The sequence below is a fragment of the Streptomyces sp. NRRL S-337 genome, assembly GCF_000720175.1.
Classification (GTDB): domain Bacteria; phylum Actinomycetota; class Actinomycetes; order Streptomycetales; family Streptomycetaceae; genus Streptomyces; species Streptomyces siderophoricus.
In genome coordinates, this window is the sequence record NZ_JOIX01000047.1 from 12,836 (window position 1) to 38,666 (window position 25,831).

Annotated in this window: 26 protein-coding genes and 1 tRNA gene; 19 read left to right on the top strand and 8 right to left on the bottom strand. The window is 73.0% G+C overall.

Features of this window, described 5'->3' with window-relative positions; all coding sequences use genetic code 11:
- Positions 1–53 precede the first annotated feature (53 nt).
- Positions 54–1,283, top strand: a complete 1,230-nt coding sequence (locus IG62_RS0127350) for a glycoside hydrolase family 10 protein (protein WP_030808732.1) — start codon at positions 54–56, stop codon at positions 1,281–1,283.
- A 91-nt stretch (positions 1,284–1,374) separates the two neighbouring features.
- Here IG62_RS0127350 and IG62_RS0127355 read toward each other — a convergent pair whose 3' ends face one another.
- Positions 1,375–1,584: a DUF1918 domain-containing protein gene (locus IG62_RS0127355; RefSeq protein WP_030808734.1), complete on the bottom strand. Its 210-nt coding sequence runs from the start codon at positions 1,582–1,584 to the stop codon at positions 1,375–1,377.
- A gap of 230 nt (positions 1,585–1,814) precedes the next feature.
- Positions 1,815–2,807, bottom strand: coding sequence for a DMT family transporter (locus IG62_RS0127360; RefSeq protein ID WP_030808737.1), 993 nt, complete (start codon positions 2,805–2,807; stop codon positions 1,815–1,817).
- Between IG62_RS0127360 and IG62_RS0127365 the strand changes: the two genes are divergently transcribed.
- The 5 genes from IG62_RS0127365 to IG62_RS0127385 all read left to right on the top strand — a co-directional run bounded on the left by IG62_RS0127365 (position 2,806) and on the right by IG62_RS0127385 (position 6,837).
- Complete coding sequence (locus IG62_RS0127365; RefSeq protein ID WP_030808742.1) at positions 2,806–4,302, top strand: PLP-dependent aminotransferase family protein; 1,497 nt, start codon at positions 2,806–2,808, stop codon at positions 4,300–4,302. The genes IG62_RS0127360 and IG62_RS0127365 overlap by 2 nt on opposite strands.
- A gap of 58 nt (positions 4,303–4,360) precedes the next feature.
- The gene (locus IG62_RS0127370; protein ID WP_030808745.1) at positions 4,361–4,813 is read left to right on the top strand and encodes a GNAT family N-acetyltransferase; all 453 of its coding nucleotides are present in this window, start codon (positions 4,361–4,363) and stop codon (positions 4,811–4,813) included.
- Between the two features lie 65 nt (positions 4,814–4,878).
- Positions 4,879–5,448, top strand: coding sequence for a histidine phosphatase family protein (locus tag IG62_RS0127375; protein WP_030808746.1), 570 nt, complete (start codon positions 4,879–4,881; stop codon positions 5,446–5,448).
- Between the two features lie 211 nt (positions 5,449–5,659).
- Complete coding sequence (locus IG62_RS0127380) at positions 5,660–6,460, top strand: hypothetical protein (protein WP_030808747.1); 801 nt, start codon at positions 5,660–5,662, stop codon at positions 6,458–6,460.
- 5 nt (positions 6,461–6,465) lie between these two features.
- Positions 6,466–6,837, top strand: coding sequence for a hypothetical protein (locus IG62_RS0127385; protein ID WP_051798667.1), 372 nt, complete (start codon positions 6,466–6,468; stop codon positions 6,835–6,837).
- A 45-nt stretch (positions 6,838–6,882) separates the two neighbouring features.
- Here IG62_RS0127385 and IG62_RS0127390 read toward each other — a convergent pair whose 3' ends face one another.
- Entirely contained in the window at positions 6,883–7,845 is a 963-nt protein-coding gene (locus tag IG62_RS0127390) for an alpha/beta hydrolase (RefSeq protein WP_051798669.1), read from the bottom strand.
- 126 nt (positions 7,846–7,971) lie between these two features.
- On the opposite strand from IG62_RS0127390, the gene IG62_RS0127395 reads away from it, so the two are divergent.
- Complete coding sequence (locus IG62_RS0127395; protein ID WP_030808755.1) at positions 7,972–8,517, top strand: PadR family transcriptional regulator; 546 nt, start codon at positions 7,972–7,974, stop codon at positions 8,515–8,517.
- An 84-nt stretch (positions 8,518–8,601) separates the two neighbouring features.
- On the opposite strand, the gene IG62_RS0127400 is transcribed toward IG62_RS0127395, so the two are convergent.
- Together IG62_RS0127400 and IG62_RS0127405 are read right to left on the bottom strand one after the other, a co-directional pair.
- Positions 8,602–9,363, bottom strand: coding sequence for a helix-turn-helix transcriptional regulator (locus IG62_RS0127400; RefSeq protein ID WP_030808758.1), 762 nt, complete (start codon positions 9,361–9,363; stop codon positions 8,602–8,604).
- Positions 9,364–9,470: 107 nt separating this feature from the next.
- Positions 9,471–10,562 carry a class I SAM-dependent methyltransferase gene (locus IG62_RS0127405; protein ID WP_037839458.1) on the bottom strand — a complete coding sequence of 364 codons (1,092 nt, stop codon included), beginning with the start codon at positions 10,560–10,562 and terminating at the stop codon, positions 9,471–9,473.
- Positions 10,563–10,703: 141 nt separating this feature from the next.
- Between IG62_RS0127405 and IG62_RS0127410 the strand changes: the two genes are divergently transcribed.
- Entirely contained in the window at positions 10,704–10,895 is a 192-nt protein-coding gene (locus IG62_RS0127410; protein ID WP_030808766.1) for a DUF1059 domain-containing protein, read from the top strand.
- A 133-nt stretch (positions 10,896–11,028) separates the two neighbouring features.
- Here IG62_RS0127410 and IG62_RS0127415 read toward each other — a convergent pair whose 3' ends face one another.
- A complete protein-coding gene (locus tag IG62_RS0127415; protein ID WP_030808773.1) occupies positions 11,029–11,769 on the bottom strand; it encodes a VOC family protein in 741 nt (246 codons plus the stop codon).
- Between the two features lie 149 nt (positions 11,770–11,918).
- Between IG62_RS0127415 and argC the strand changes: the two genes are divergently transcribed.
- From argC to IG62_RS0127440, 5 genes are read left to right on the top strand one after another with little or no spacing between them, the layout of a single operon-like run.
- Positions 11,919–12,947: an N-acetyl-gamma-glutamyl-phosphate reductase gene (gene argC, locus IG62_RS0127420; RefSeq protein ID WP_030808775.1), complete on the top strand. Its 1,029-nt coding sequence runs from the start codon at positions 11,919–11,921 to the stop codon at positions 12,945–12,947.
- Positions 12,944–14,095, top strand: a complete 1,152-nt coding sequence (argJ, locus tag IG62_RS0127425; RefSeq protein WP_030808781.1) for a bifunctional glutamate N-acetyltransferase/amino-acid acetyltransferase ArgJ — start codon at positions 12,944–12,946, stop codon at positions 14,093–14,095. Before argC ends, argJ begins: the two co-directional genes overlap by 4 nt.
- Positions 14,092–15,030: an acetylglutamate kinase gene (gene argB, locus IG62_RS0127430; RefSeq protein ID WP_030808783.1), complete on the top strand. Its 939-nt coding sequence runs from the start codon at positions 14,092–14,094 to the stop codon at positions 15,028–15,030. Before argJ ends, argB begins: the two co-directional genes overlap by 4 nt.
- The gene (locus IG62_RS0127435) at positions 15,027–16,265 is read left to right on the top strand and encodes an acetylornithine transaminase (protein ID WP_030808785.1); all 1,239 of its coding nucleotides are present in this window, start codon (positions 15,027–15,029) and stop codon (positions 16,263–16,265) included. Before argB ends, IG62_RS0127435 begins: the two co-directional genes overlap by 4 nt.
- 8 nt (positions 16,266–16,273) lie before the next feature.
- Entirely contained in the window at positions 16,274–16,813 is a 540-nt protein-coding gene (locus IG62_RS0127440) for an arginine repressor (RefSeq protein WP_030413081.1), read from the top strand.
- A 207-nt stretch (positions 16,814–17,020) separates the two neighbouring features.
- Here the strand turns inward: IG62_RS0127440 and IG62_RS0127445 are convergent.
- Positions 17,021–17,094 (bottom strand) — tRNA-Pro (locus tag IG62_RS0127445).
- 152 nt (positions 17,095–17,246) lie between these two features.
- Between IG62_RS0127445 and IG62_RS0127450 the strand changes: the two genes are divergently transcribed.
- The 6 genes from IG62_RS0127450 (at position 17,247) to IG62_RS0127475 (ending at position 24,933) form a co-directional block, all read left to right on the top strand.
- Positions 17,247–17,618, top strand: coding sequence for a DUF488 domain-containing protein (locus tag IG62_RS0127450; RefSeq protein WP_037839451.1), 372 nt, complete (start codon positions 17,247–17,249; stop codon positions 17,616–17,618).
- A 149-nt stretch (positions 17,619–17,767) separates the two neighbouring features.
- Positions 17,768–18,964, top strand: a complete 1,197-nt coding sequence (locus tag IG62_RS0127455) for an argininosuccinate synthase (protein ID WP_030808799.1) — start codon at positions 17,768–17,770, stop codon at positions 18,962–18,964.
- Between the two features lie 120 nt (positions 18,965–19,084).
- Complete coding sequence (gene argH, locus IG62_RS0127460) at positions 19,085–20,518, top strand: argininosuccinate lyase (RefSeq protein ID WP_030808802.1); 1,434 nt, start codon at positions 19,085–19,087, stop codon at positions 20,516–20,518.
- A gap of 121 nt (positions 20,519–20,639) precedes the next feature.
- Positions 20,640–21,191 carry a TetR/AcrR family transcriptional regulator gene (locus tag IG62_RS0127465; protein WP_030808803.1) on the top strand — a complete coding sequence of 184 codons (552 nt, stop codon included), beginning with the start codon at positions 20,640–20,642 and terminating at the stop codon, positions 21,189–21,191.
- Positions 21,188–22,735, top strand: coding sequence for an MFS transporter (locus tag IG62_RS0127470; protein ID WP_051798672.1), 1,548 nt, complete (start codon positions 21,188–21,190; stop codon positions 22,733–22,735). Before IG62_RS0127465 ends, IG62_RS0127470 begins: the two co-directional genes overlap by 4 nt.
- A gap of 230 nt (positions 22,736–22,965) precedes the next feature.
- Entirely contained in the window at positions 22,966–24,933 is a 1,968-nt protein-coding gene (locus tag IG62_RS0127475; RefSeq protein ID WP_030808811.1) for a bifunctional metallophosphatase/5'-nucleotidase, read from the top strand.
- A gap of 63 nt (positions 24,934–24,996) precedes the next feature.
- Here IG62_RS0127475 and IG62_RS0127480 read toward each other — a convergent pair whose 3' ends face one another.
- Entirely contained in the window at positions 24,997–25,668 is a 672-nt protein-coding gene (locus tag IG62_RS0127480) for a lysophospholipid acyltransferase family protein (protein WP_030808813.1), read from the bottom strand.
- Between the last annotated feature and the right edge of the window lie 163 nt (positions 25,669–25,831).

Consider the following 25,831-nt stretch of genomic DNA (forward strand, 5'->3'; position numbering starts at 1 on the left):
CGGGCATTCTGAGCCCGCAGGACGGGACGAACCGGACAAGCTGGGGACTTTTGATGCGACAGATCACACGCAGGGTGTTCGGCAGGGCGGCGATCGGCATGGCGGGCTCGGTGCTCGGGGTGGCGGCGGCCGGACCGGCCGGGGGGGCGGCGCGGCGCGAGATGCGCGGGGTGTGGCTGGCCACCGTCGGCAACCTCGACTGGCCCTCGCGGACGAAGCTGACCGCCGCCGAGCAGCAGCGCGAACTGCGCGCCCACTTCGACGCGGCGGTCGCGCACAAGCTCAACACGGTGTTCTTCCAGGTGCGGGCCGCCGCGGACGCGCTCTGGCCGTCCCCGTACGAGCCCTGGGCCGAGTCGCTGACCGGGCGGCAGGGCGGCGATCCGGGCTGGGACCCGCTGGACTTCGCGGTCCGCGAGGCGCACCGGCGCGGCCTCGAACTGCACGCCTGGTGCAACCCGTACCGGGTCGCCAACCACGCCGACCCGGGCCGGCTGACCGCCGACCACCCGGCCCGCCGGCATCCTGACTGGATCGTGCCCTACAACGGCAAGCTGTACTACAACCCCGGCCTGCCCGAGGTCCGCACGTTCGTCCAGGACGCGATGCTCGACGCGGTGGAGCACTACTCCGTCGACGGGGTGCACTTCGACGACTACTTCTATCCGTATCCGGCCGCCGGCAAGACCTTCGACGACGACGAGGCCTACGACACCTACGGCGGGGACTTCGACAGCCGGGCCGACTGGCGTCGGGACAACATCGACCGGCTGGTGTACGAGATGGCGCAGCGGCTCGGTGAGGGCGGCCAACAGGAGGGCCGCCGGGTGCGGTTCGGCGTCAGCCCGTTCGCGGTCTGGCGCAACCAGGCCACCGACAAGCGCGGCTCCCGGACCCAGGCGGGGGTGGAGACGTACGACGACCTCTACGCCGACACCCGCCGCTGGGTGCGCGAGGGCTGGCTCGACTACATCGTGCCGCAGGTCTACTGGCCGATCGGCACCAAGGCCGCCGATTACGCCGAACTGGTGCCGTGGTGGTCACGGACGGTCGACGGCACCGGCGTCGACCTCTACATCGGCGAGGCGCTCTACAAGGCGGGCGACAGCCGGCCGGCGGCCTGGAAGAACCCGGCCGAACTCTCCCGCCATCTCACCTTCGCCCGCGGCTACCCCCAGGTCGGCGGGCACGTCTACTTCTCGGCGAAGGAGGTGGCCAAGGACCGGGTGGGCGCACTGGCCCGGGTCGTGCGCGACCACTACGGCGGCGCGGCACGGTCCTAGGGGCGCTCGCCCCGGGCCGGTCCGCGCGGCGCGGGTCGGGTGGCGGGGCCGGGTGGCCCCGGTGGGTCCTCGGCCGGTCGGTCGAGGGGTGTCAGCGGCCGGGTTCGACGTCGGAGGTCTCGGCGTGCCGGACGACCGAGTCGGGCCCGGGCGACACGATCGCCTCGTGTCCGTCCTCCGCGCGGACGCGGTAGGGCGGATCGCCGTTCGTCCCCAGTACTTCGACGATTTCCACGACCCGGTCGTGATGCCCGACGGTCCTGCCGTGCACCACCAGCCGGTCGCCCTTGGTCGCGTGCATCAGGGTCCTCCCCGCTTCGGGCGGCCGCGGACCCGAACGGCCGACGCGGGGACGGCCGAGCGGTTGAACGGCCAACGGTTTAAGGGGTTACGGGCCTGGCGCGGCCCGGACGGCGCGCTATCTGCCATCGCGGCAAGTTTACGTCCGCGGGGGCGCGGCGCACCCGGGGAGCGGGCCGCCGGTTCCCCGAGAACCGGCGGCCGGGCCCACGGCCAGCGCGCCCGGGCCGGTCACCCGCGGGCCCGCTGGGTGACCGCGATGCAGGCCAGGACCGCCAGCGCCGTCACGGGTGCGGCCGGCGGCAGCCGCTCGCCGAGCAGCAGCACCGACCACACCAGGGTCAGCAGCGGCTGGGCGAGCTGGAGCTGGCTCGCCTTGGAGACGCCGATCACGGCCATCCCGCGGTACCAGACCACCAGCCCCAGGAACTGCGAACCGGCCGCCAGCCACAGCAGCCCGATGACCGCGTGGGCGGTCAGCCGCAGCGGCTCGGTGGACAGCGCGACCGCCGCACCCGCCACCGTCACCGGCAGGCACAGCACCAGCGCCCAGCCGATCACCTGCCAGCCCGGCATGTGGCGGGCCAGCCGGCCGCCCTCGGTGTAGCCGGCCGCGCACACCAGCAGCGCCGCGAACAGCAGCAGATCACCGCGGCCCGGGGCGCCGCCGCTCTGCTGCACCGCGAAGCCGAGGACGACGGCGGCGCCGACCAGGGACGCCACCCAGAAGGTGCGGGACGGGCGGGCGCCGGTGCGCAGGGCCGAGCAGGCGGCGGTGGTCAGCGGCAGCAGGCCGACCACGACGGCCGCGTGGGAGGTGGTGGAGGTCTGCAGCGCCAGGGTGGTCAGCAGCGGGAACCCGAGCACCACGCCGCCGGCCACGACCGCGATCCCGGCCCAGTGGCGGCGCTCGGGGAGGCGCACCCGGAGGACGGCCAGCGCGCTGCCGGCAAGGACGGCGGCCAGCACGCTGCGCAGCATCACCACGGTCCAGGGCCCCATGCCCTCCAGCGCCCAGGCGGTCCCCGGGAAGGTGAGGGAGAAGGACGCCACGCCCAGGCCGGCGAGCAGCGCCCCGCGGCCGGCCGGGGCGCTGCCGGTGGACCCGGCGGCCTCCGGGGCCTCGACGGCGGTGGCGGCGGCGGTGGCGGCGGTCCGGGAGGTCGCGGCGGGGGCGTTCACCGCTATCGCCATGGGGGTAGTAGCGCTATCGTTGGCTCTCATGCAAGAGCGTAGCAGTGTGGCTGAGCTGGCCGCGAGCCTGAGGGACGAGCTGAAGCGCTACTCTCCGGGGGAGAAGCTGCCATCGAGCCGGGCCCTCGTGGAGCGGCATCGCGTGAGCCCCGTGACCGTCTCCCGGGCCCTCGCCGAACTCGTCGCCGAGGGTCTCGTCACCACCCGGCCCGGCGCCGGCGCCTTCCGGGCCGAGCCCCCGGCAGCGGTCGCCCGGCCGGTCGACACCTCCTGGCAGGAGATCGCGCTCAGCGCCGAGCCGGGCGGGGACCAGGTGCCGCGCAGCGTCGACGCGTCGGGCGTGGTGGCCACCCTCGCCCGCCCGGCCCCCGGCGTCATCGAACTCAACGGCGGCTATCTGCACCCCGACCTGCAGCCCGAACGCGCCCTCGCCGCCGCCCTGGCCCGGGCCGGCCGCCGGCCGGGTGCCTGGGCGCGGCCGCCGGTCGACGGCGTGCCGGAGCTGCGCGCCTGGTTCGCCCGGGAGATCGGCGGCCCCGGGGGCGCGCTGGCCGCGAGCGACGTGCAGATCACCGCGGGCGGCCAGAACGCGCTGACCGCTGCCCTGCGCGCGCTCGCCGCGCCCGGCGCACCCGTCCTGGTCGAATCGCCGACGTACCCCGGCATGCTCGCCGTCGCCCGCGCCTCCGGACTGCGTCCGGTGCCGGTCCCGGTGGACGCGGACGGCGTACGGACGGACCTGCTGGCCGACGCCTTCCGGGCCAGCGGCGCCCGGCTCTTCGTCTGCCAGCCGCTGTTCCAGAACCCGACCGGGGCGGTGCTGTCCGCGGAGCGGCGGCGCGAGGTGCTCCGGGTGGCCCGGGCGGCCGGCGCCTTCGTGATCGAGGACGACTTCGCCCGGCTGCTGGTCCACGGCGACGCGGCCGCGCTGCCGCCGACCCTGATGGCGGACGACCGGGACGGCACCGTCGTGCACATCCGGTCCCTGACCAAGGCCACCTCGCCCAACCTCCGGGTGGCCGCACTGGCCGCCCGCGGCCCGGTCCGCGACCGGCTGCGCGCCATCCAGGTCGTCGACAACTTCTTCGTGCCCCAACCGCTCCAGGAGACCGCCCTGGAACTGGTCGGCTCACCCGCCTGGGGGCGCCATCTCCGGTTCATCGCAGGCGAGTTGACCGTCCGCCGGAACGCGCTGACCGCGGCCCTCGCGAGCCGGCTGCCGGCCCTCGCCGGGCCCGGCGCCGCGTACGGCGGCATTCCCGGCCGGGACGGCGGCCCGTACGTGCCGTGCGGCGGCTACCAGCTCTGGCTGCGGCTGCCGGACGGCGCCGACGAGGCCGCGCTGACGGGTGCGGCGCTGCGGGCCGGGGTCGCGGTCGCGGCCGGCCGCCCGTACTTCGCCGCCGAGCCGCCGGCCGGGCACCTCCGGCTGAGCTTCGCGGCCGCGGCCGGCCCGGCCGAGATCACCGAGGGCGTCCGCCGGCTGCGCACGGCCTGCGACGAACTGGGGGTGACCGTCGAATGACGGCGTCCGGGGGCACACCGGTTCGACGCCGTCGCCGTCCTTCTGGGAATCTCCCGGCATGAACGCGCACGCCCTCGACGGCTACGAGATCTCCACCGACCCGGCCCGCCTGGACGCCGACCTGGTCCACAACTGGCTCGCCACCGACGCCTACTGGGCGCTGGACCGGCCCCGGGCCCTGCACGACCGCGCCGTCGCGGGCTCGCTCAACTTCGGCCTGTACGCGTCCGGTTCCGGCCGCCAGGTGGCGTACGCCCGGGTCGTGACCGATCACGCCACCTTCGCCTGGCTCTGTGACGTCTACGTCTGCCGGGACGACCGCGGCAAGGGGCTGGGCACGGCCCTGGTCGAGGCCATCGCCGACCACCTGGCGCCCAGCGGGCTGAACCGGCTCACCCTCGCCACCAAGGACGCGCACGGCGTCTACGAGAAGATCGGCTTCCGGTCGCTGGTGGCGCCCGAGCAGTGGATGACCCTCGGGCTGATCGACCCGGGCCCGCTCGGGATCTGAGGCGGACCGCTCGGGATCCGCGCAAGCGGGGTCCCGCCGGCCGATCCTGCTCTTACCATCGGCGAATGAGCGTTCGACTCTCGATGCTGGCCGCGGCCCGCAGCTCCGCGTTGCTCGCGACGCAGTTCGACGACGACCGCCCGCTCGACGCGGTGGGCTGGCAGGAGGTCGAGCGGGCCGCGCCCGTGCTGTGCCGGCTCGCCGCCGCCGAGCTGCGCTACTGCTCGCCGTCCGCGCGCTGCCGGGAGACCGGGGACGGGCTGGGCCTGCGCCCGCTGCCCCAGCCGGCGCTGCGCGACTGCGACATGGGGCGCTGGCGCGGCCGCACCCTGGGGGAGGTCGCGGCGGCCGAGCCGGCGGCGGTCGAGACCTGGCTGGCCGATCCCCGCTCGGCCCCGCACGGCGGGGAATCGCTGCTGGCCTTCATCACCCGGGTCGGCGGCTGGCTGGACACCCGCCCGGTCGAGGACGCCGCCGGGCTGCTCGCGGTCGCCGAACCCGGCGTGGTCCGGGCCGCCCTGGTCTACGCCCTCCAGGCGCCGCCGCACGCGTACTGGCGCATCGACGTCCAGCCGCTGTCGGTGGTGACCCTCACCGGCCGCTCCGGCAAATGGGACCTCCGGCTGGAGGCGTGACGGGCCGCGGCACCCGGTTCCGCTCCTCACCGACCGTCACGGACCGTCACCACCCGGAAGGTCCAGCCCGCGCGTTCCCGCTGTCCTGGGCATGCGCACCCGGTCTGACCTGCGCGAACGGTGGCGGTCGCGACGTTGTCCCTGGTCGCGGGCGGCGGCCGCGGTTCCCATCGAGGTGCGGGCCGCCGGGCGGGGCGCTTCTCTGTGGGGTATGCACATAAGCCACATTCCTCTCTATGCGCTGGCGGCCGGTGGTCTGGCGGTGTCCGTGCTGCTCTTCGGTGACGGGGACGGTGCGGACGCCGCCACGGACGCGGTGAGCGAGGCGGCGGGCGGCGCCGCGTCCAAGGCCGCCTCCGGGCTCGCGCCGGACGCCTCCGGCGCGGTGACCGTCCGGCCCGAGCGGGTGGCGCCCGGCGGGGCCTTCTCGGTGTACGACGGCGGCGTCTGCGCGGGCGGGTCCGCCGAGGCCCGCTTCGACAGCCCGGACATCCCGGTCCTGCGGCTGTCCGCCATGGCCGACCAGGCGGGCGCCACCGCGGTCCTGCCGCAGGGCGTCGCCCCGGGCACGTACCGGGTCACCGTCGTCTGCGGTGGCGCCAGGGGTACCGGGCAGCACCGCGCGGTGTACCAGGCGGCCCGCGCCGGGCAGGAGGACGGCGGCGGACGGAAGGCGGCGAAGACCGCCACCGGCACCCTGACCGTCACGGGCGGCGCGCTCCTGGCCAGCCCGGTCTCCGACGGCGCCGGGACGTTCTCCGGCGGCTCGGCCCCCGAGGACGCGGCCCAGCCGGACGACGCGCTCTCCGACCGCTCCGGGCTCGACGATTCCGGGCTCTCCGACGACTCCGGCCGGTACTTCCCGCAGGGCGGATCGCGCACCGGTCTCGGCGGCACGGCCGGCCACGGCGGTGACCGGACGGCGGCGGTGCTCGGCGGCCTGGCGCTGCTCGGCGCGGCCGGCTGGGGAGCCTCGGCCCACCGCCGGCGGGCCCGCCGGGCCCAGGGCTGACGGCGGTGACCGGTCAGCCACCGCCCCGCCGCGGGCTGCTCCTCGGCCTGCTCACCGCCCTCCTCGCGGCCGGCACCGTCCTCCTCGTGCTCGTCGTGCCCGCGCTGTACGGCCGGGACGCCACCAGCGAGGTCGACGACGGCACCCACACCGTCCTGCGCACCGAGATCGCCCGCACCCTCAGCGGCCAGCTCACCCTCCCGTTCCGCAGCGGCCCGGACGCGGTGCACTGCTCGGGCGATCTGCGGCCGGTGCGGTCCGCCGCGGTGCGCTGCACGGCGCACTTCCCGATCGGCCGCTACCGCCACCTGACCGTCGAGGTCACCCGCGTCCACGACAACAAGGTGACCTACCGCCGCCGCTCCGTTCCGCACTGAGCCCCGACGGCCCGGCGGTCACCGGCCGTCGGGGACCTGGGTCCCTCAGTTGAGGGCGGTGCGCAGCGCGGCCAGCCAGTGGTCGGTGGTGCGGCGGGCCAGGCCGGATTCCGGGGCGTACGCCTCGAAGAAGTGCCAGGCGCCGGGGACGTCCCTGACCTCGACCGGGACGTCCGCCTCCATCAGGCGCCGGGCGTACTCCAGGCCCTCGTCGCGGAGCGGGTCGAGGCCGCAGGTCAGGACGTACGCGGGCGGCAGTCCGGTGAGGTCGGTGGCCCGGGCGGGGGCCGCGTAGGCGGGGGTGTCGGGGCCGCGGCCGGGGCCGAGGTAGGTGTCCCAGGTGCGTGCGATGCCGGTGCCGTTGATGATCCGCGGGTCGTCGATCCGCCGCCGGGAGGCGGTCCGGTCCCGGTCGTCCAGGCAGGGGATCAGCAGGCCCTGGAAGGCGATCCGCGGCCCCTGGCGGTCGCGGGCCATCAGGCAGACGGCGGCGCTCAGATTGCCCCCGGCGGAGGCCCCGGTGACGGCGATCCGGTCGCGGTCGATGCCGAGTTCGTCCGCCGCCGCGGCCATCCATTCCAGCGTGGCGTAGCAGTCCTCGACCCCGGCCGGGTAGCGGTGCTCGGGGGCCAGTCGGTAGTGGACGTTGACCACCACCGCCCCCGCGGCGGCACAGGCGTTGCGGGCCATCGGGCTGGGCCCGTCCAGCTCCCCGTACGCGAAGCCGCCGCCGTGCAGGTAGAGGACGCCGGGCAGCACCCCCTCGGCGCCGGCGGGGCGCAGCACCTGGACGTCGAGGCGGTTTCCGTCCGGCCCCGGGACGGTCGTCTCCCGCACGGTCACCCGCGGGTCGTGGGCCGGCATCAGCGGTGCCATGAGCTGCCGGAAGCCACTGCGCACCGCCTCGATGTCGGCGTACGGGTCGGCGGGTCGTGGTGGCAACTGGCCGAGGATCTCGGCCAGTTCGGGATGCGGGCGGACGGCGGTCGCGGTGGTGCGGCCGGGCATGGGATTCCCCGTTTCTGTGGCACATGACTGGGAGATGAACCTAACCATCTCATTGAGATGGTCTCGATGAGAGGGAAGGTATGGTCTCAATGAGATGGTGTCAAGGTGAGTGGGAGGCGGCGGAGGATGGCGGAGTACAGCCCGGCGAGATACGTCGTGCTCGGACTGATCGCCCGGCACGGGGCGATGACGCCGTACGAGCTCAAGTCCCGTGTCGAGGACGACATCCAGCCGTTCTGGCCGATCCTGCATGCGCAGCTGTACCGCATCCCGGCGGAGCTGGCGCAGGCCGGTCTGCTGCGCGAGGAGACCGAGACGGCGGGCCGCCGCCGGCGGATCTTCCACCTCACGGCCGAGGGCCGCGCCGCCCTGGAACGCTGGCTGGCCGACCCTGACACCCCCGAGGCGGAGACCCGCGATCCGGCCCAGCTGAAACTGTTCTTCGCCGATCTCGGCGCCGCCGCCGACATCGTCGCGCTGGCCACCCGGCAGGCCGAACGGCACCGCGGATGGCTCGCCCACTACGAGTCGCTGCGCGCGGACCTCGATCCGGCCGAGGACTCCAGGCAGCGCTCCCGGGCCCGGCTGCTGCGCCTCGGGGTGCTGCACGAGCGCGCCCACGCGGAGTTCTGGGAGTCGGTGGCCGCCGACCCGGACCGGCTGGACGACTGAAGAAGCCGACGGCGGCGGACGCGCAACCGCCGCTCCCGGACCGGACGCACAACCGCCGCTCCCGGACCGGACCAGCAACCGCCGCTACGGGACCGGACGCGCCGCCGCCGCGTCCCGCGTCAGCCACGCGTTCGCCGCCTCGACGCGACTGCCGACCCGCAGCTTCGCGTAGACGTGCTCCAGGTGCTTGTCGACCGTGCGCGGGCTGATCGCCAGCCGGTGCGCGATCTGCTGGTTCGTCAGACCGCGGGCCAGCAGGGCGAGTACGGCGGACTCCCGGCGGGTGACCGGCGGCGGGGCGGGCAGCGCCGGGGCGAGCCGGGTGAGGACCCGGGTGAGCCGGCTGCGCAGCAGCGCGGCGGTGGCCACGTCGTCGTCGGAGAAATCGCTGCCGTCCCGGCTGACCGCCACGCACACCTTGCGCGGCGGCTCGTCGGCGCGGCCGGCCGGGAAGGACATCGCGAGTTGCTGTTCGACGCCGAGCGGCCGGTAGACGTCCGGGTAGGCGGCCAGCGCGTGGAACTCGCGGCGGGTCTGCAGCGTCGAGCGGCGCATCGGCGTGCCGGGGCCGGCGGTGGTGTGCAGGACGAGGGAATCGGAGGCCGCCTCGCGGTCGAAGGCGTCGCGGATGTCCTGGCTCAGCAGCCCGGTGGGGACGGTGAACGGGCGCTCCGCACTCCCGGCGTGCGGCGACCAGACGATGCTGTCGCCGGGGACCGCCCCGAGCAGCAGCGGAAGCAGCACCGGAACGAGGGTTTCCTCGTCGACGGCATCGATGACGGCATCCATCAGGAGGTCCACGACGGCGAGGATCCGTCGCAGGCCGACCTCCGCGGCCGGGGTCATGTACCCAGCGTGCCGAGGGGGCCGGGGCCCGTCAAGGCAGGTCCGCCCGGCCCCCGGGGTGCCACCCGGCCGGCCGGGGGAAGACCGGCCGGGCGCGTCAGGCGCGGTTAACGCCCGACGGCATAGACGCGGTTGACCGGGCTCTCGGCGGCGAGCCGCCAGTGGTGGAGCCCGGCGTCGTCGGCGATCTTCCGCATCGCCTCCTCACCCGCGTGGTTCCCCAGTGCCTGCGGTCCGTGCTGGGCCAGCGCGGACGGCAGGCAGACGGCGACCGAGGCGGCGGTCAGCGCCCGGCCGACGGGGTTGGTGTTCTCCTGGGCGTGGCCTGAGGCGTTCGGCTCGACGATCATGCAGGTGCCGCCGTCGGCCAGCGCGTGCTCGGCGTGCCGCAGCGCGCCGCCCGGGTCGCCGATGTCGTGCAGACAGTCGAAGAACGTGATCAGGTCGAAGCCCTCGCCCGGGAAGTCCTGTGCGGTGGCGACGTCGAAGCTGACCCGGTCGGCCACTCCCCGCTCGGCCGCGATGCCGCGGGCGGCCTCGACGGACGGGCGGTGGAAGTCGAAGCCCCGGAAGCACGACCGGGGGAAGGCCCGGGCCATCAGCGTCGTGGAATAGCCGTAGCCGCATCCGACGTCGGCGACCCGCGCCCCGCGCTCCAGCTTCTCCACCACACCGTCCAGCGCGGTCAGCCACTCCGGCACCAGCGCGGCCGCGTAGCCGGGGCGGAAGAACTTCGCGGTGCCGGCGAACAGCGCCGGTCCGTGCTCCTCCCAGCCGACCCCCTCGCCGGTGCGGAAGGCGTCCATCAGGCTGTCCTCGGTGGCGTACACGGCCTGCAGCATGGTGAAGAACCCGGCGGCGTACGTGCTCCGGTCCGGGTCCGCCAGTACGGCGGCGTGCTCGTCGGGCAGCTGGTAGGTGTCGGTCCCCGGGGCGTACGTGACGTACTCGCCGGCCACCTGGGCGTCCAGCCATTCGCGGACGTAGCGCTCGACCAGGCCGGTGCGGGCGGCGAGCCGGGCGGAGGTGAGCGGACCGGCGCCGGCCATCGCCGTGTACAGGCCCAGCCGGTCGCCGAGCGAGGTGCACAGCCCGGCCACCGCGGCCCCGCCGTCGGTGATCACCTTCTCCAGGAACCGCTGCACCCGCTCCTGGTCCACGGCGCCGGAAGGGGCGCCGGCGGAGGTAGAAGTCGCCACGTCCCGCACCTCCCGTCGCCTCCACACAGCCACCAGGTCGTCTTCCACTCCACCAGCCCCGCCGCTCCGCGCGCCATACGGGATTCGCCGTATACGGCGGGCCCCGGACGCCCGCCGACACTGGAAGCGAGGAGGTGCGCCATGCGCAAGAAGATCGACTGCCGTGACTACCCGAGCGAGATGAACTGCTCCCTCGTGATCTCCGGCGAGGAGGAGGAAGTGGTGCGCGCCGCCACCGAGCACGCCATCTCCGTCCACGGCCACACCGACAGCCCCGAGCTGCGGGACCAGATCCGGGAATCCCTGAAGAACGAGATGCCGCAGCCCGCCTGAGCCCCCGGCACCCATTCGGCCGCCGGGGAGAGCCGGCGCCCTCGGCCGCCCCGCAGCACGGGGCGGCCGTACGCGCGGCACGGGAGGGCGGCCGTACGTACGGCAGCGGAAGAGTGCAGGGTGACCTGGCGCTTCACGGGGCGAGGACGCAGAACTCGTGGCCCTCCGGGTCGGCCAGGCACGTCCACGGGACGTCGCCCTGGCCGAGGCCGAGGTCGGTGGCGCCGAGGGCTCGCAGCCGCGCCACCTCCGCTGCTTTGTCGTCACCGGGGTAGGGCAGGAGGTCGAGATGGACGCGGTCCGGCACGGTCGGCACGCCGGGCGTGCGGAGGAATTCCAGGTACGGGCCGACACCCTTGGCGGAGCGCAGCACCGCACGATCGTCGGCCACCTCGTGCAGGGTCCAGTCCAGCGCCTCGTCCCAGAACCGCGCCATGGCCCGCGGATCCGCGCAGTCGACCACCACCGCGGCGATCGGCCCGGTGTCCCGGTAGATCTCCCGGGGCTCCAGTACACAGAACTCGTTGCCCTCGGGGTCGGCGAGGACCGTCCACGGCACATCGCCCTGGCCCACGTCGGCGGGCGTCGCACCGAGAGCCTTCAGGCGCGCGACCCACTCCGCCTGATGGGCCGCGGAGGTGGTGGCGAGGTCGAGATGCACACGGTTCTTCGTGGTGGTCTTGGGTTCCGGGACGGCGACGACGTCGATGCAGACGGTGGTCGGGTCCGGCCAGACGAAGCCGCCGCCGGGTTCCACGTTGGTCACGCCCGGCCCTTCGCTGGAGAGCCCCCAGTCGAGCGCCGCCGCCCAGAACCGGCCGACCGCCGAGTGATCAAGAGCCTTGATGTTCACCTGAACAGGTCGCAGTGCCATGCCGGCGATCTTATGTGCCCGCTTGCCACGCCATCCGCAGGTAGGCCGGAACGCACATGGACCGGAACGCAGGTAGCCGGCCCGGAACGGAATGGCATTGCATAAAACTGTTGCAGTCCGTATAGTCATGCCATCGACGAGGAGGGTCCATGACGGTACGAGCGGCAGTGGCCGGTGCGAGCGGATACGCGGGCGGTGAAGTCCTGCGCCTGCTGCTCGCCCACCCCGACGTGGAGATCGGCGCGCTGACGGCCAACTCCAACGCCGGCCAGCGCCTGGGCGCACTCCAGCCCCACCTGTTCCCGCTGGCCGACCGTGTCCTCGCGGAGACCACCCCCGAGGTCCTCGCCGGCCACGACGTGGTCTTCCTGGCGCTGCCGCACGGCCAGTCCGCGGCCGTCGCCGAGCAGCTCGGCCCGGACGTCCTTGTCGTCGACATGGGCGCCGACTTCCGGCTCGCGGACGCCGGCGATTGGCAGAAGTTCTACGGCAGCGAGCACGCCGGGACCTGGCCCTACGGGCTCCCCGAACTCCCGGGTGCCCGCGCCGCGCTCAAGGGCTCCACGCGCATCGCGGTGCCCGGCTGCTACCCGACGGCCGTCTCGCTGGCCCTCTTCCCCGCGTACGCCGCGGGGCTCGCCGAGAACGAGGCCGTGATCGTCGCCGCCTCCGGCACCTCCGGCGCCGGCAAGGCCCCCAAGCCGCACCTGCTGGGCTCGGAGGTCATGGGCTCCATGTCCCCGTACGGCGTGGGCGGCGGGCACCGGCACACCCCCGAGATGATCCAGAACCTCAGCGCGGTCGCGGGGGAGCGGGTCTCGGTCTCCTTCACGCCCACGCTCGCGCCGATGCCGCGCGGCATCCTCGCCACGTGCAGCGCCAAGGCCCGTGCCGGGGTCACCGGGGAGTCCCTCCGCGCCGCCTACGAGAAGACGCTCGCCGACGAGCCGTTCGTCCACCTGCTGCCCGAGGGCCAGTGGCCGGCCACGGCCGCCGTGCACGGCTCCAACGCCGTACAGATCCAGGTCGCGCACGACGAGGCCGCCGGCCGCATCATCGTGATCAGCGCCCTCGACAACCTCACCAAGGGCACCGCCGGCGGTGCCGTCCAGTCCATGAACATCGCCCTCGGTCTCGACGAGACCACCGGGCTCACCACGATCGGAGTCGCGCCGTGAGTGTGACGGCAGCCAAGGGATTCACGGCGGCGGGTATCGCCGCCGGGATCAAGGACAGCGGGAACCCGGACCTGGCCCTCGTGGTCAACAACGGGCCCCGCCAGGCCGCCGCGGGCGTCTTCACCTCCAACCGCGTCAAGGCCGCCCCCGTCCTGTGGTCCGAGCAGGTCCTCAAGGGCGGCACGGTCTCCGCCGTCGTCCTCAACTCCGGCGGGGCCAACGCCTGTACGGGCCCGAAGGGTTTCCAGGACACCCACGCCACCGCCGAGAAGGTCGCCGAGGTCCTCGACCTGAACGCGGGCGAGGTGGCCGTCGCGTCCACCGGGCTGATCGGCGTCCTGCTCCCCATGGACAAGCTGCTCCCGGGCATCGAGACCGCCGCCGCGCAGCTCTCCGAGCACGGCGGTGAGAAGGCCGCCCTCGCCATCAAGACCACCGACACCGTCCACAAGACCGCCGTCCACGAGGGCGACGGCTGGACCGTCGGCGGTATGGCCAAGGGCGCCGGCATGCTCGCGCCCGGCCTCGCCACCATGCTCGTCGTGCTCACCACGGACGCCGACCTCGACGGCGACGTCCTGGACCGGGCCCTGCGGGACGCCACCAAGGTCACCTTCGACCGGGTCGACTCCGACGGCTGCATGTCCACCAACGACACCGTGCTGCTGCTCGCCTCCGGTGCCTCCAGGGTCACGCCCGCGTACGCGGAGTTCGCCGAGGCCGTACGGGCCGTCTGCGACGACCTGGGCCAGCAGCTCATCCGGGACGCCGAGGGCGCCAGCAAGGACATCAAGGTCGAGGTGATCAACGCCGCGAGCGAGGCGGACGCCGTCGAGGTCGGCCGCTCCATCGCCCGCAACAACCTCCTCAAGTGCGCCATCCACGGCGAGGACCCGAACTGGGGCCGGGTGCTCTCCGCCATCGGCACCACCGCCGCGGCCTTCGAGCCGGACCAGCTGAACGTCGCCATCAACGGCGTCTGGGTCTGCAAGAACGGTTCGGTGGGGGAGGACCGCGACCAGGTCGACATGCGCTACCGGGAGGTGCGGATCACCGCCGACCTCGCCGCCGGCACCGAGTCCGCGGTCATCTGGACCAACGACCTCACCGCCGACTACGTCCACGAGAACAGCGCGTACTCCTCATGACCACCACCCGCAAGCACACCGCGCTGCCCAAGGCCCGCACGCTCATCGAGGCGCTGCCCTGGCTGACCCGCCACCACGGCAAGACCGTCGTCATCAAGTTCGGCGGCAACGCCATGGTCGACGAGGAGCTCAAGCGCGCCTTCGCCCAGGACGTGGTCTTCCTCCGGCACGCCGGGCTGCGCCCCGTCGTCGTGCACGGCGGCGGCCCGCAGATCAGCGCCCATCTGGACCTGCTGGGCCTGCCGTCGGAATTCAAGGGCGGCCTGCGGGTCACCACGCCCGAGGCGATGAACGTGGTCCGGATGGTGCTGGCCGGCCAGGTCCAGCGCGAACTCGTCGGGCTGCTCAACGAGCACGGCCCGCTCGCTGTCGGCATGACCGGCGAGGACGCCCATCTGATGACCGCCACCAAGCACTACGCCGACATCGACGGCGAGCGGGTGGACATCGGCCGGGTCGGCGAGATCACCGACATCGACCCCGGCGCGGTCCAGGCGCTGCTGGACGACGGCCGGATCCCGGTCATCTCCTCCATCGCCCGCAGCAGCGACGAGGAGGACGTGCAGTCCGGCGCGTCCGGCGCCTCGGGGGTCTTCAACGTCAACGCCGACACCGCGGCCGCCGCCCTGGCCGCCGCCCTCGGCGCCGAGACGCTGATGGTCCTCACCGACGTCGAGGGCCTCTACGAGGACTGGCCGCACAGCGACGAGGTGATCTCCCGCCTCACCGCCGGCCAACTGGAGAAGCTGCTGCCCGACCTGGCCAGCGGCATGGTCCCGAAGATGCAGGGCTGCCTGTACGCCGTGCGCAACGGCGTGCACACCGCCCGGGTCATCGACGGGCGGGTCCAGCACTCGATCCTGCTGGAGATCTTCACCGACGAGGGAATCGGCACGATGGTCGTGCCGGACGCGGAAACCGAGGGGGAGTCATGAGCCGGGAGGCACACGATCAGGGGCCGGCGACCAACGAGGGCCTCACCCGGCGCTGGCAGGGCGCCATGATGGACAACTTCGGCACCCCGCGCGTCCCCCTCGTCCGCGGCGAGGGCGTCAAGGTGTGGGACGCCGACGGCAAGGAATACCTCGACTTCCTCGGCGGAATCGCGGTCAACGCCCTCGGGCACGCCCACCCCGCCGTGGTCCGCGCCGTCTCCGACCAGGTCGCCACCCTCGGCCACGTCTCGAACTTCTTCGTCGCCGAGCCCACCGTGGCACTCGCCGAGCGGCTGCTCGCGCTGGCCGGCGGGCGCCCCGGCCGGGTGTACTTCTCCAACTCCGGCGCCGAGGCCAACGAAGCCGCCTTCAAGATCGGCCGGCTGACCGGGCGCACCCATATGGTCGCCACCGAAGGCGGCTTCCACGGCCGCACCATGGGCGCCCTCGCGCTCACCGGCCAGCCCGCCAAGCAGGCCCCGTTCGCCCCGCTCCCCGGAGACGTCACCCACGTCCCGTACGGGGACGTGGAGGCGCTCCGGGCCGCCGTCACCACCGACACCGCCCTCGTCGTCCTGGAACCGATCCAGGGCGAGAACGGCGTGGTCGTGCCGCCGCCCGGCTACCTCCGCGCCGCCCGGGAGATCACCGCCGCCACCGGCACCCTGCTGGTCCTGGACGAGATCCAGACCGGCATCGGCCGGACCGGCCACTGGCTGGAGTCCCAGGCGCAGGGCGTCGAGGCGGACGTCATCACCCTCGCCAAGGGCCTCGGCGGCGGCCTGCCGATCGGCGCCACCCTCGCCTTCGGCCCCGCCGCCGGCCTGCTCACCCCTGGGTCGCACGGCTCGACCTTCAGCGGCAACCCGGTCGTCTGCGCCGGCGCCCTCGCCGTTCTCGACACCATCGAGGCGGACGGCGTGCTCGCGAACGTCAAGCGCGTCGGCGAGCGGCTGCGGGACGGGATCGAGGCGCTGGGTGACCCAATGGTCGGCCAGGTCCGCGGCGCGGGCCTGCTCCTCGGTATCGTCTTGACGGAGCCGCTCGCGCCGCGCGTGCAGCAGGCGGCTCAGGACGCGGGTCTCCTGGTGAACGCGGTCGCGCCGGACGTCATCCGGCTCGCCCCGCCGCTGATCGTCTCCGACGACGAGGCGGACACGTTCCTGCGGAGGCTCCCCGCTGTCCTCAACACGGTCCGCCAAGGGGCCGACGGGGAACAACGATCCGGAGACTGACGAGACCGATGAGCGAGCCGCAGGACAACGAGGTGCACAACGGCCAGGCCGTACCGCAGACCCGCACCGCCCGCCACCGCCGGATCGTGGACATCCTCAACCGGCTGCCGGTCCGCTCCCAGAGCCAGCTCGCGAAGCTGCTCGCCGACGACGGCCTGTCCGTCACCCAGGCGACGCTCTCCCGCGACCTGGACGAACTGGGTGCGGTGAAGATCCGCAACACCGGTGGCGAGCTGATCTACGCGGTGCCCAGCGAGGGCGGCGACCGCAAGCCGCGCGCCCCGCTGGGCGAGTCCGCCAAGGAGGAGCGGATGCGCCGGCTCTCCGGCGAACTCCTGATCTCCGCCGAGGCGTCCGCCAACCTCGTCGTCCTGCGCACCCCGCCCGGCGCCGCCCAGTTCCTGGCCTCCGCCATCGACCAGGCGGAGCTGCACGACATCCTCGGCACCATCGCCGGCGACGACACCCTGATGCTCATCAGCCGCGACCCGCTCGGCGGCCAGGCCCTCGCCGACCATCTGCTCCGCCTGGCCCAGAAGGCCCGCTGAACCGCCCGCACCGCCGCCCCGACCGGCCCCCGGAACGGCACACGCCGCTCGCGTCAGCCTGCCTGCCTCACACCGGCGGGAGCACATAGATCTGGCCGGGTGGCCGGCTGCGGGCGGGTCAGCGGTGCCCGCCCGCAGGAACGCCGAAGGCCCTGCCGCACCGAAGTGCGGCAGGGCCTCCAAGCGGGCCATGGGCCCTTTGCACCGTCGGGACGACAGGATTTGAACCTGCGACCCCTTGACCCCCAGTCAAGTGCGCTACCAAGCTGCGCCACGTCCCGGTGCTACGGCCGACCGGAGGAGTCCCGGCCGGGGCGTGCAGAAGAAAAATACCCTGTCCCGGGCCGCGAATCCAAAGCGGGGTCCCCGAGGGGCGCTTCCCGGTCTCGCGGCGGGGTGGTGGCTTCCGTGTTTCGATGGGGATATGGGTGAAATGTCCGACGGTGCGGGGATCCGGATGCGGCGGGTGTACGAGCCGGCCGAGAAGGCGGACGGGGCGCGGGTGCTGGTGGACCGGCTGTGGCCGCGCGGGCTGTCCAAGGAGGACGCGCGGCTGACGGAGTGGTGCAAGGACGTGGCGCCCTCCTCGGAGCTGCGGCGCTGGTACGGGCACGAGGAGGGGCGGTTCGAGCGGTTCGCCGAGCGGTACCGCGCCGAGCTGGCGCAGGAGGAGGCGGCCGGGGAGGCGCTGGAGCGGCTGCGGGGGCTCGCCGACCAGGGGCCGCTGACGCTGCTGACGGCGACGAAGGAGGTGCCGCTCAGCCATGTCGCCGTGCTGGTCGAGGTGCTGGAGAAGGGGCTCTGAGGGGGTTCCGAGGGGTTTGGCGGGTGGTCGATGCGTCCGGCCTGCCACTGACCGTATGTCGTTGACCTGGGCGTTTCCCCGTTCATTGACGATACATACGGTGGAGTGCATACTTATGCCTATCGAGGAATGCACGTAAGGAGAGACCCGTGACCGAGCGCGTCGTACTCGCCTACTCGGGCGGCCTGGACACCTCCGTCTGCATCGGCTGGATCGCCGAGGAGACGGGCGCCGAGGTCATCGCCGTCGCCGTGGATGTCGGTCAGGGCGGCGAGGACCTGGACGTCATCCGCAAGCGGGCGCTCTCCTGTGGCGCGGTCGAGGCCGAGATCGCGGACGCCAGGGACGAATTCGCCGACGAGTACTGCCTCCCGGCGATCAAGGCCAACGCGCTGTACATGGACCGGTACCCGCTGGTCTCGGCGCTCTCCCGGCCGGCGATCGTCAAGCACCTGGTGGCCGCCGCCAAGAAGCACGGCGCCACCACCGTCGCCCACGGCTGCACCGGCAAGGGCAACGACCAGGTCCGCTTCGAGACCGGCATCTCCTCCCTGGCCCCCGACCTGAAGTGCATCGCCCCGGTCCGTGACTACGCCATGACCCGGGACAAGGCGATCGCCTTCTGCGAGGCGAAGAACCTCCCGATCGCCACCACCAAGAAGTCGCCGTACTCCATCGACCAGAACGTCTTCGGGCGGGCCGTGGAGACCGGCTTCCTTGAGGACATCTGGAACGCGCCCATCGAGGACGTCTACGAGTACACCCAGAACCCGGCCACCCCGCGCGAGGCGGACGAGGTCGTCATCACCTTCCACGAGGGCGTGCCGGTCGCCCTCGACGGCAGGCCCGTCACCGTCCTGCAGGCCGTCCAGGAGCTCAACAAGCGGGCCGGCGCCCAGGGCATCGGCCGGATCGACCTGGTCGAGGACCGCCTCGTCGGCATCAAGTCCCGCGAGGTGTACGAGGCGCCCGGCGCGATCGCGCTGATCACGGCCCACCAGGAGCTGGAGAACGTCACCGTCGAGCGCGAACTCGCCCGCTACAAGCGCCAGGTCGAGCAGCGCTGGGGCGAGCTGGTCTACGACGGCCTGTGGTTCTCGCCGCTCAAGCGGGCGCTGGACGGCTTCATCGACGAGGCCAACCAGCACGTCTCCGGTGAGATCCGGATGACGCTGCACGGCGGCCGGGCCGTGGTCACCGGCCGGAGGTCCGACCGCTCGCTGTACGACTTCAACCTGGCGACGTACGACACCGGCGACACCTTCGACCAGTCGCTCTCGAAGGGCTTCATCGAGATCTTCGGCATGTCGAGCAAGATCGCGGCGCAACGTCAACTGCGGGCCTAGCCCGAACGCGACCCGGCCCGAGCCCGGCTCGTTGGCCACGACGACAGTTCGTACCACGGCCGCCTCCCCGCCCAGCGGTGGGGAGGCGGCCGCACATCCCATCCCTTGCGAGGAGCAGCAGTGAGCAGCAACAGCGGTGACGTCCGGCTCTGGGGCGGCCGGTTCGCCGACGGTCCCGCCGAGGCCCTGGCCCAGCTGTCGGCGTCCGTCCACTTCGACTGGCGCCTCGCGCCGTACGACATCGCCGGGTCGAGGGCGCACGCCCGGGTCCTGCACAAGGCCGGGCTGCTCAGCGAGGACGAGCTGGCGCGCATGCTCGCCGGGCTCGACCAGCTGGAGGCGGACGTCGCCGACGGCTCGTTCACCGGCACCGTCGCCGACGAGGACGTGCACAGCGCCCTGGAGCGAGGGTTGCTGGAGCGGCTCGGCCCGGACCTGGGCGGCAAGCTGCGTGCCGGCCGGTCCCGCAACGACCAGGTCGCCACCCTCTTCCGGATGTACCTGCGCGACCACGCCCGGATCATCGGCGGTCTGATCGCCGACCTCCAGGAGGCGCTGATCGGCCTGGCCGAGGCCCACCCGGACGTGGCGATGCCGGGCCGTACGCATCTGCAGCACGCCCAGCCGGTGCTGTTCGCGCACCACGTGCTGGCGCACGTGCAGTCGCTGTCCCGGGACGCCGAGCGGCTGCGGCAGTGGGACGAGCGGACCGCCGTCTCGCCGTACGGTTCGGGCGCGCTGGCCGGTTCGTCCCTCGGCCTCGACCCGGAGGCCGTGGCCCGCGACCTCGGCTTCGAGCACGGCAGCGCCGGCAACTCCATCGACGGCACCGCCTCCCGCGACTTCGTCGCCGAATTCGCCTTCATCACCGCGATGATCGGTGTGAACCTCTCGCGGATCGCGGAAGAGATCATCATCTGGAACACGAAGGAGTTCTCCTTCGTCACCCTCCACGACGCCTTCTCCACCGGCTCGTCGATCATGCCGCAGAAGAAGAACCCGGACATCGCGGAGCTGGCGCGCGGCAAGTCGGGCCGCCTCATCGGCAACCTGACCGGCCTGATGGCGACGCTCAAGGCGCTGCCGCTGGCGTACAACCGCGACCTGCAGGAGGACAAGGAGCCGGTCTTCGACTCCTGCGACCAACTGGAGGTACTGCTCCCGGCGTTCACCGGCATGATGGCCACCCTGACCGTCCACCGCGAGCGGATGGAAGAGCTCGCCCCGGCCGGCTTCTCGCTCGCCACCGACATCGCCGAGTGGCTGGTCAAGCAGGGCGTGCCGTTCCGGGTGGCGCACGAGGTCGCCGGCAGTTGCGTCAAGGAGTGCGAGGCGCACGGCATCGAGCTGGACGAGCTCACCGACGAGCAGTTCGCCAAGATCTCGCCGCATCTGACCCCCGAGGTCCGCGAGGTGCTCAACGTCCCCGGCGCGCTCGCCGCGCGCAGCGGCCGCGGCGGCACCGCGCCCTCGGCGGTGGCGGTCCAGCTCGCCGAGATGCGCGCCGACCTGGTGCGGCAGCAGGAGTGGGCGGCGGCCAAGCAGCCGCGGTAGGCGACGACGGACCCGTACTGACGGCCCGTATCCGGAACAGACCCCGGATGCGGGCCGTCAGCGTGCGAGAAGAAGCGTCTCGTGTGAGACATTGATGTCTCATTCGGCTATCCTGCGTCTCATGGCTGTAGATCGTGAACGGGTACTCAAGGAAGCCGCCGCGCTGCTGACGCGCCGGGCGTCGACGTCGATGGACGAGATCGCCCGCGCCGCCGGCATCAGCCGCGCCACCCTGCACCGGCACTTCGCCGGCCGGGACGCCCTGATCAGAGCGCTGGAGGAGCACGGGATCGCCCGGTTCGCGCAGGCGATGGACACCGCCCGGCTCGACGAGGGCGACGCCCCCGCCGCGCTGCGCCGGCTGATCCGGGAGGCCGAACCGGTCGCCGCCGTCCTCGGGTTCCTCTTCACCGAGAACCAGCTCTTCGAGGACGGCGAGATCAACGCCGGCTGGGCGGAACTCGACGCCCGCATCACCGCCCTCTTCCGCCGCGGCCAGGAGGACGGCGACTTCCGCCTCGACCTGAGCGCCGCCTGGTTCACCGAGGCGTTCTACGGCCTGATCGGCGCCGGCGCCTGGTCCGTCCACGAAGGACGGGTCGCCCGCAACGACCTCACCCACTCGATCGCCGAGCTGCTGCTCGGTGGCATCCGACGGAGCATGGAGAAATGACCGAGACCATCGCGTCAGGCCGGGCCGGTTCGGCCCATGTGGACGACCAGCCCCGCCCGGGACGCTGGCTCGCGCTGGCCGTCCTGGTCCTGGCCGTCCTGCTGGTCGGCGTCGACGCCACGGTCCTCGGCCTCGCCACCCCCTTCCTCAGCGAGGACCTCCGCCCGTCCGGCACCCAACTGCTGTGGATCGGCGACATCTACTCCTTCGTCATCGCCGGCCTACTGGTCTCCATGGGCAGCCTCGGCGACCGCATCGGCCGCAAGAAGCTGCTGCTGACGGGCTCGGTCGCGTTCGGCGCGATGTCGGTGCTCGCCGCCTACGCCACCAGCCCGGAGATGATGATCGCCGCCCGGGCGCTGCAGGGCGTCGCCGGCGCCACCCTGATGCCGGCCACCCTCGCGCTGATCCGCAACCTCTTCCACGACCCCAGGGAACGCAGCCTGGCCATCGGCATCTGGGGCGCCATGGCGTCGGCCGGCATGGCCGTCGGCCCGGTCCTCGGCGGCTTCCTGCTGGGGCACTTCTGGTGGGGCTCGGTCTTCCTCATCAACCTGCCGGTGATGCTGCTGCTGGTCGTCGTCGGCGCCAAGGTGATCCCCGAGTCCCGCAACCCCGACCCCGGTCCCTGGGACATCCCCAGCGTGCTGCTGGCCCTGGTGGGCATCGTCGGTGTGGTCTACGCGGTGAAGGAAGCCGCGGTGGACGGCTACCGCTGGGACGTCGCGCTGACCGCCGTCCTCGGTGTCCTCGCCCTGGTCGTGTTCGTCCGCCGGCAGCTCACCCTGGAATTCCCGCTGCTCAACATGAAGCTCTTCCACCACCGGGGCTTCTCGGGGGCCGTCCTCGCCGACCTGCTGACCATCCTCGGACTGTCCGGACTGGTCTTCTTCCTCTCCCAGTTCCTCCAGATGGTGCAGCTGCGCTCACCCCTCAACGCCGGCCTGGTCGAACTGCCGGCCGCGGTCGGCGCGGTGGGCGCCGGCCTCGCCGCCGGCTGGGTCGCCCGCAAGCTGTCCGTACGGATCGTGGTGGCCGGCGGCCTGGCCGTGGTCGGGCTCGCGCTGGCCGGCTGCACCACCCTGCACGGCGACACCGGCACCGCCGCGATGTGCGTCATCCTCTTCGTCGTCGGCGTCGGTGCCGGCTTCTCCTTCACCGTCACCGCCGACGTGATCCTCTCCAGCGTGCCCAAGGAGGAGGCCGGCGCCGCCTCCGCTGTCTCCGAGACCGCCTACGAACTGGGCGCCGCGCTCGGCATCGCCCTGCTCGGCTCCATCGTCACCAGCATCTACCGGGGCTTCCCCACCCCGGAGGGCATCCCCGAGCACGCCGTCGGCGCGGCCCGCGAATCGCTCGGCGGCGCCGTCGAGACCGCCGTCCACCTCCCCTCCCACCAGGGCGCGGCTCTGATGAGGGCGGCTCAGCACTCCTTCGTGGCCGGCGTGGACTCCGCCGCCGCGGTCGGCTCCGTCGTGCTGCTCGCCGCGGCGGTCGCCGCCTGGTTCCTGCTCCGCGGCCAGGAACTCGCCGACAACAGGTAACCCCGCCGCACGCCCGCCGCTCCGCCGGACGGCGGGCACACCCCCGCCCCAGGGCGTGTCTGATGGATCACCCCGCCCCGCACCCGCGATGATCCACAGGACACGCCCTGGGGGCGACTGTCCCCCGCCCGTTCACGCCCGGCACGCGCCCTGGTGACCGGCCGTCAGGCGCGGCTCGTTCGACTCTCCGGTCGTCCCCCTACGGACGGCCCGCTCAGGAGAGTGACGCAGTGCGCGACATCGGACGACGGTCCTTCTTCACCGCCGCGGGGGCCCTGGCCACCGCGAGCGCCATCGGAAGCAACGCCTACGCCACCGGCCACGCCCGCGACGCGGCCACCGCCGACGAATACGTCGACGTCCAGCTCCTCAACATCACCGACCTGCACGGCTATCTGCAAGGCGCCCCGGGCGCCCACTCCGTCATCACCGGAGCCGGCGGCAAGACCTACACCGTGGGCGGCGTCGCCTATATGGCCGCCCACCTGGAGCGGCTGCGCGACGGCCGCCGCAACTCCCTCTTCTTCGCCCCCGGCGACCTCTTCTCCGGCTGGGAGTTCGACGCGGCCGCCTTCGCCGACGAGCCCACCATCGAGGCGCTCAACGCCATGGGCCTGGACTTCGCCTCCGCCGGCAACCACGAATTCGACAAGTCCGCCCGCTTCCTGACCTCGCACATGGAGGACGGCGACGCCTTCCCGACCGCCGGCCGCGACGACGGCTTCAAGGACTCCACCGGACGCCGCTTCCGCGGTGCGGACTTCCCGTACTACAGCGCCAACATGGTGTGGAACGCCACCGGCGAACGCGTCCTTCCGCCGTACAACATCGTGCACGTGGACGCCGGCGGCGGCCGCCGGCTGCCGATCGGCTTCATCCACCTGACCGCCATCGGCACCGAGTCCTTCCCCGGCTCCTACCAGCCCGGCCTGCGCACCCTGGACGAACTGGAGACCGCCAACCGCTGCGCCGCCGAGCTGAAGTCACGCGGCGTCAACGCGATCGTGCTGAGCATGCACGACGGCGCGGTCGCCGGCAGTGACTTCTCCAGCGGCAAGAACCCCTCCGGACCCGCCTATGAACTCGCGCTGCGGGCCTCATCGGACATCGACGCCATCGTCACCGGCCACTGGCACTGCGCCTTCACCATGATGCTGCCCGACCCCGACGGCGAGCCCCGCCCCTTCGTCGAGGCCGGCTGCTACGGCCAGCTCATCAACGAGATCAATCTGCGCCTCGACCCCGACACCGGGGCGGTCGTCCGGGAGCTGACCACCTCCGTCAACCACCCCAACACCCGCGATGTGGCACCCGATCCGGAGCTCAAGTCGATCGCCTCCTACTGGGCCGGCTACGGCAGCCGGCGGGCCCGCACCAAGATCGGCACCCAGACCGCCTCCTTCACCCGGCGCCGCAACGCACTGGGGGAGTCCACCATGGGCAACCTCGTCGCCGACTGGGCCCTGTGGGCCGGCCGGCAGCCGCCCGGCCCGACGGCCGACCCCGCCGAGCACCCCGACACCCCCGCCGACCTCGCCGTCATCGCGGTCGCCCCGCGCGTCGGCCAGGCGGTCATCGCCGGGGACCTGATCCTGGACGAGGAATCGGACGGCACCGTCACCTTCGCCCAGGCCTGGAACGCGGTCGGCTTCGGCGACCCGATCGTCACCGTCACCGTCACCGGCCGGCAGATCCACGACGCCCTGGAGGAACAGTGGGCGCCGACCCCCGGCGGCGGCCTCGGCTTCTCCCCCCTCGCCGTCTCCGCCAACGTCCGCTACACCTTCGACGCCGCCGGCAAGGTCGGCCGCCGGGTGGACCCCGCCGAGGTCCTCATCGACGGCACGCCCCTCGACCTCAAGCGCAGCTACCGCCTCGCCGCGCCCTCCTACACCCTCATCAACCAGGACGGCTTCAGCGCCTTCACCGGCTTCACCGCCCCCGTCCGGCACACCCGCGACTTCGAGAGCTTCATCGCCTTCGTACGGACCCGGAAGCGGCTGGTGCCCGCCCCGCTGGGCCGGGTCGCGGTCAAGAACGCCGCCGTGCGCGGCGCCCGCACCGGCACCGTCACCCAGCGCCAGCAACTGCTCCAGGACGGCAGCGTGGTGCCGCGCCCCGAGGCGGCGCTGCGCACCGCGCTGACCGGCGGAGCCGAGGGCCAGCGCGCCCCCGGCGGCTTCCGGGTGCCCTGCTGACACACGAAGGGCCCCGTCCGCAGCTGCGGACGGGGCCCGGTGACGCCGTGTCGGACCGCCGGCTCAGGCGGCGGCCCTGGCCTTGGTGGCGTACATGTCGACGTACTCCTGGCCGGACAGCTCCATGACCTCGCTCATCACCTCGTCGGTGACGGCCCGCAGCACGTAGCGGTCGCGGTCCATCCCGTCGTAGCGGGAGAAGTCCAGCGCCTCACCGAAGCGGATCGTGACCGGGGCGATCCGCGGCCGGCCCTTGCCGCCGGGCTGCACCTTGTCCGTGCCGATCATCGCGAACGGGACGACGGGCGCGCCGGTCATCAGGGCGAGCCGGGCGATGCCGGTACGGCCGCGGTAGAGGCGGCCGTCGGGGGAGCGGGTGCCCTCGGGGTAGATGCCGAACGCCTTGCCCTGCTCCAGGATGCGGCGGCCGGTCATCAGGGCCGCCACCCCGCCGTGGCCGCCGTCCCGGTCCACCGGGATCATGCCGGCGCTGGTGAAGAACCAGGCCATCAGGCGGCCCTTGATGCCGGTGCCGGTGACGTACTCGTCCTTGCCGATGAAGTAGACCGGCCGCTTGACCACCAGGCTCAGGAACAGCGAGTCGATGAAGGTCACGTGGTTACCGGCCAGGATCACCGGTCCGGTCGCCGGAATGCGCTCCATACCCTCGACCTTCGGGCGGTAAAGGACACGCATGACGAATCCGAGAATCGCCTTGAGCACAATGCGGGACAACGGGTCCTCCGGGTCGTGGCTGTCTGGTCAGCGTCAAGCGGGCGCAGAACTCTGCAGCCCAGGACGATACTCGCGGGTCGTTCCCGCGCGCACATCGGGTTCATGAGGTCGATACGCACAGTTGACTCACGGTTGACGTGTGTTACCACCATGTTCCCTCCGG

Excerpts from the sequence above, each read along its gene's own strand:
- IG62_RS0127400 (WP_030808758.1), bottom strand. The coding sequence starts at position 9,363 with ATGACCCCGGCCGCGGAGGTCGGCCTGCGACGGATCCTCGCCGTCGTG.
- IG62_RS0127410 (WP_030808766.1), top strand. The coding sequence starts at position 10,704 with ATGCGCAAGAAGATCGACTGCCGTGACTACCCGAGCGAGATGAACTGC.
- argC (WP_030808775.1), top strand. The coding sequence starts at position 11,919 with ATGACGGTACGAGCGGCAGTGGCCGGTGCGAGCGGATACGCGGGCGGT.
- argB (WP_030808783.1), top strand. The coding sequence starts at position 14,092 with ATGACCACCACCCGCAAGCACACCGCGCTGCCCAAGGCCCGCACGCTC.
- IG62_RS0127465 (WP_030808803.1), top strand. The coding sequence starts at position 20,640 with ATGGCTGTAGATCGTGAACGGGTACTCAAGGAAGCCGCCGCGCTGCTG.
- IG62_RS0127440 (WP_030413081.1), top strand. The coding sequence starts at position 16,274 with ATGAGCGAGCCGCAGGACAACGAGGTGCACAACGGCCAGGCCGTACCG.
- IG62_RS0127355 (WP_030808734.1), bottom strand. The coding sequence starts at position 1,584 with ATGCACGCGACCAAGGGCGACCGGCTGGTGGTGCACGGCAGGACCGTC.
- IG62_RS0127470 (WP_051798672.1), top strand. The coding sequence starts at position 21,188 with ATGACCGAGACCATCGCGTCAGGCCGGGCCGGTTCGGCCCATGTGGAC.
- IG62_RS0127360 (WP_030808737.1), bottom strand. The coding sequence starts at position 2,807 with ATGAGAGCCAACGATAGCGCTACTACCCCCATGGCGATAGCGGTGAAC.
- IG62_RS0127370 (WP_030808745.1), top strand. The coding sequence starts at position 4,361 with ATGAACGCGCACGCCCTCGACGGCTACGAGATCTCCACCGACCCGGCC.
- IG62_RS0127375 (WP_030808746.1), top strand. The coding sequence starts at position 4,879 with ATGAGCGTTCGACTCTCGATGCTGGCCGCGGCCCGCAGCTCCGCGTTG.
- IG62_RS0127395 (WP_030808755.1), top strand. The coding sequence starts at position 7,972 with ATGGCGGAGTACAGCCCGGCGAGATACGTCGTGCTCGGACTGATCGCC.
- IG62_RS0127390 (WP_051798669.1), bottom strand. The coding sequence starts at position 7,845 with ATGCCCGGCCGCACCACCGCGACCGCCGTCCGCCCGCATCCCGAACTG.
- IG62_RS0127380 (WP_030808747.1), top strand. The coding sequence starts at position 5,660 with ATGCACATAAGCCACATTCCTCTCTATGCGCTGGCGGCCGGTGGTCTG.
- IG62_RS0127450 (WP_037839451.1), top strand. The coding sequence starts at position 17,247 with ATGTCCGACGGTGCGGGGATCCGGATGCGGCGGGTGTACGAGCCGGCC.
- IG62_RS0127365 (WP_030808742.1), top strand. The coding sequence starts at position 2,806 with ATGCAAGAGCGTAGCAGTGTGGCTGAGCTGGCCGCGAGCCTGAGGGAC.
- IG62_RS0127435 (WP_030808785.1), top strand. The coding sequence starts at position 15,027 with ATGAGCCGGGAGGCACACGATCAGGGGCCGGCGACCAACGAGGGCCTC.
- IG62_RS0127350 (WP_030808732.1), top strand. The coding sequence starts at position 54 with ATGCGACAGATCACACGCAGGGTGTTCGGCAGGGCGGCGATCGGCATG.
- IG62_RS0127415 (WP_030808773.1), bottom strand. The coding sequence starts at position 11,769 with ATGGCACTGCGACCTGTTCAGGTGAACATCAAGGCTCTTGATCACTCG.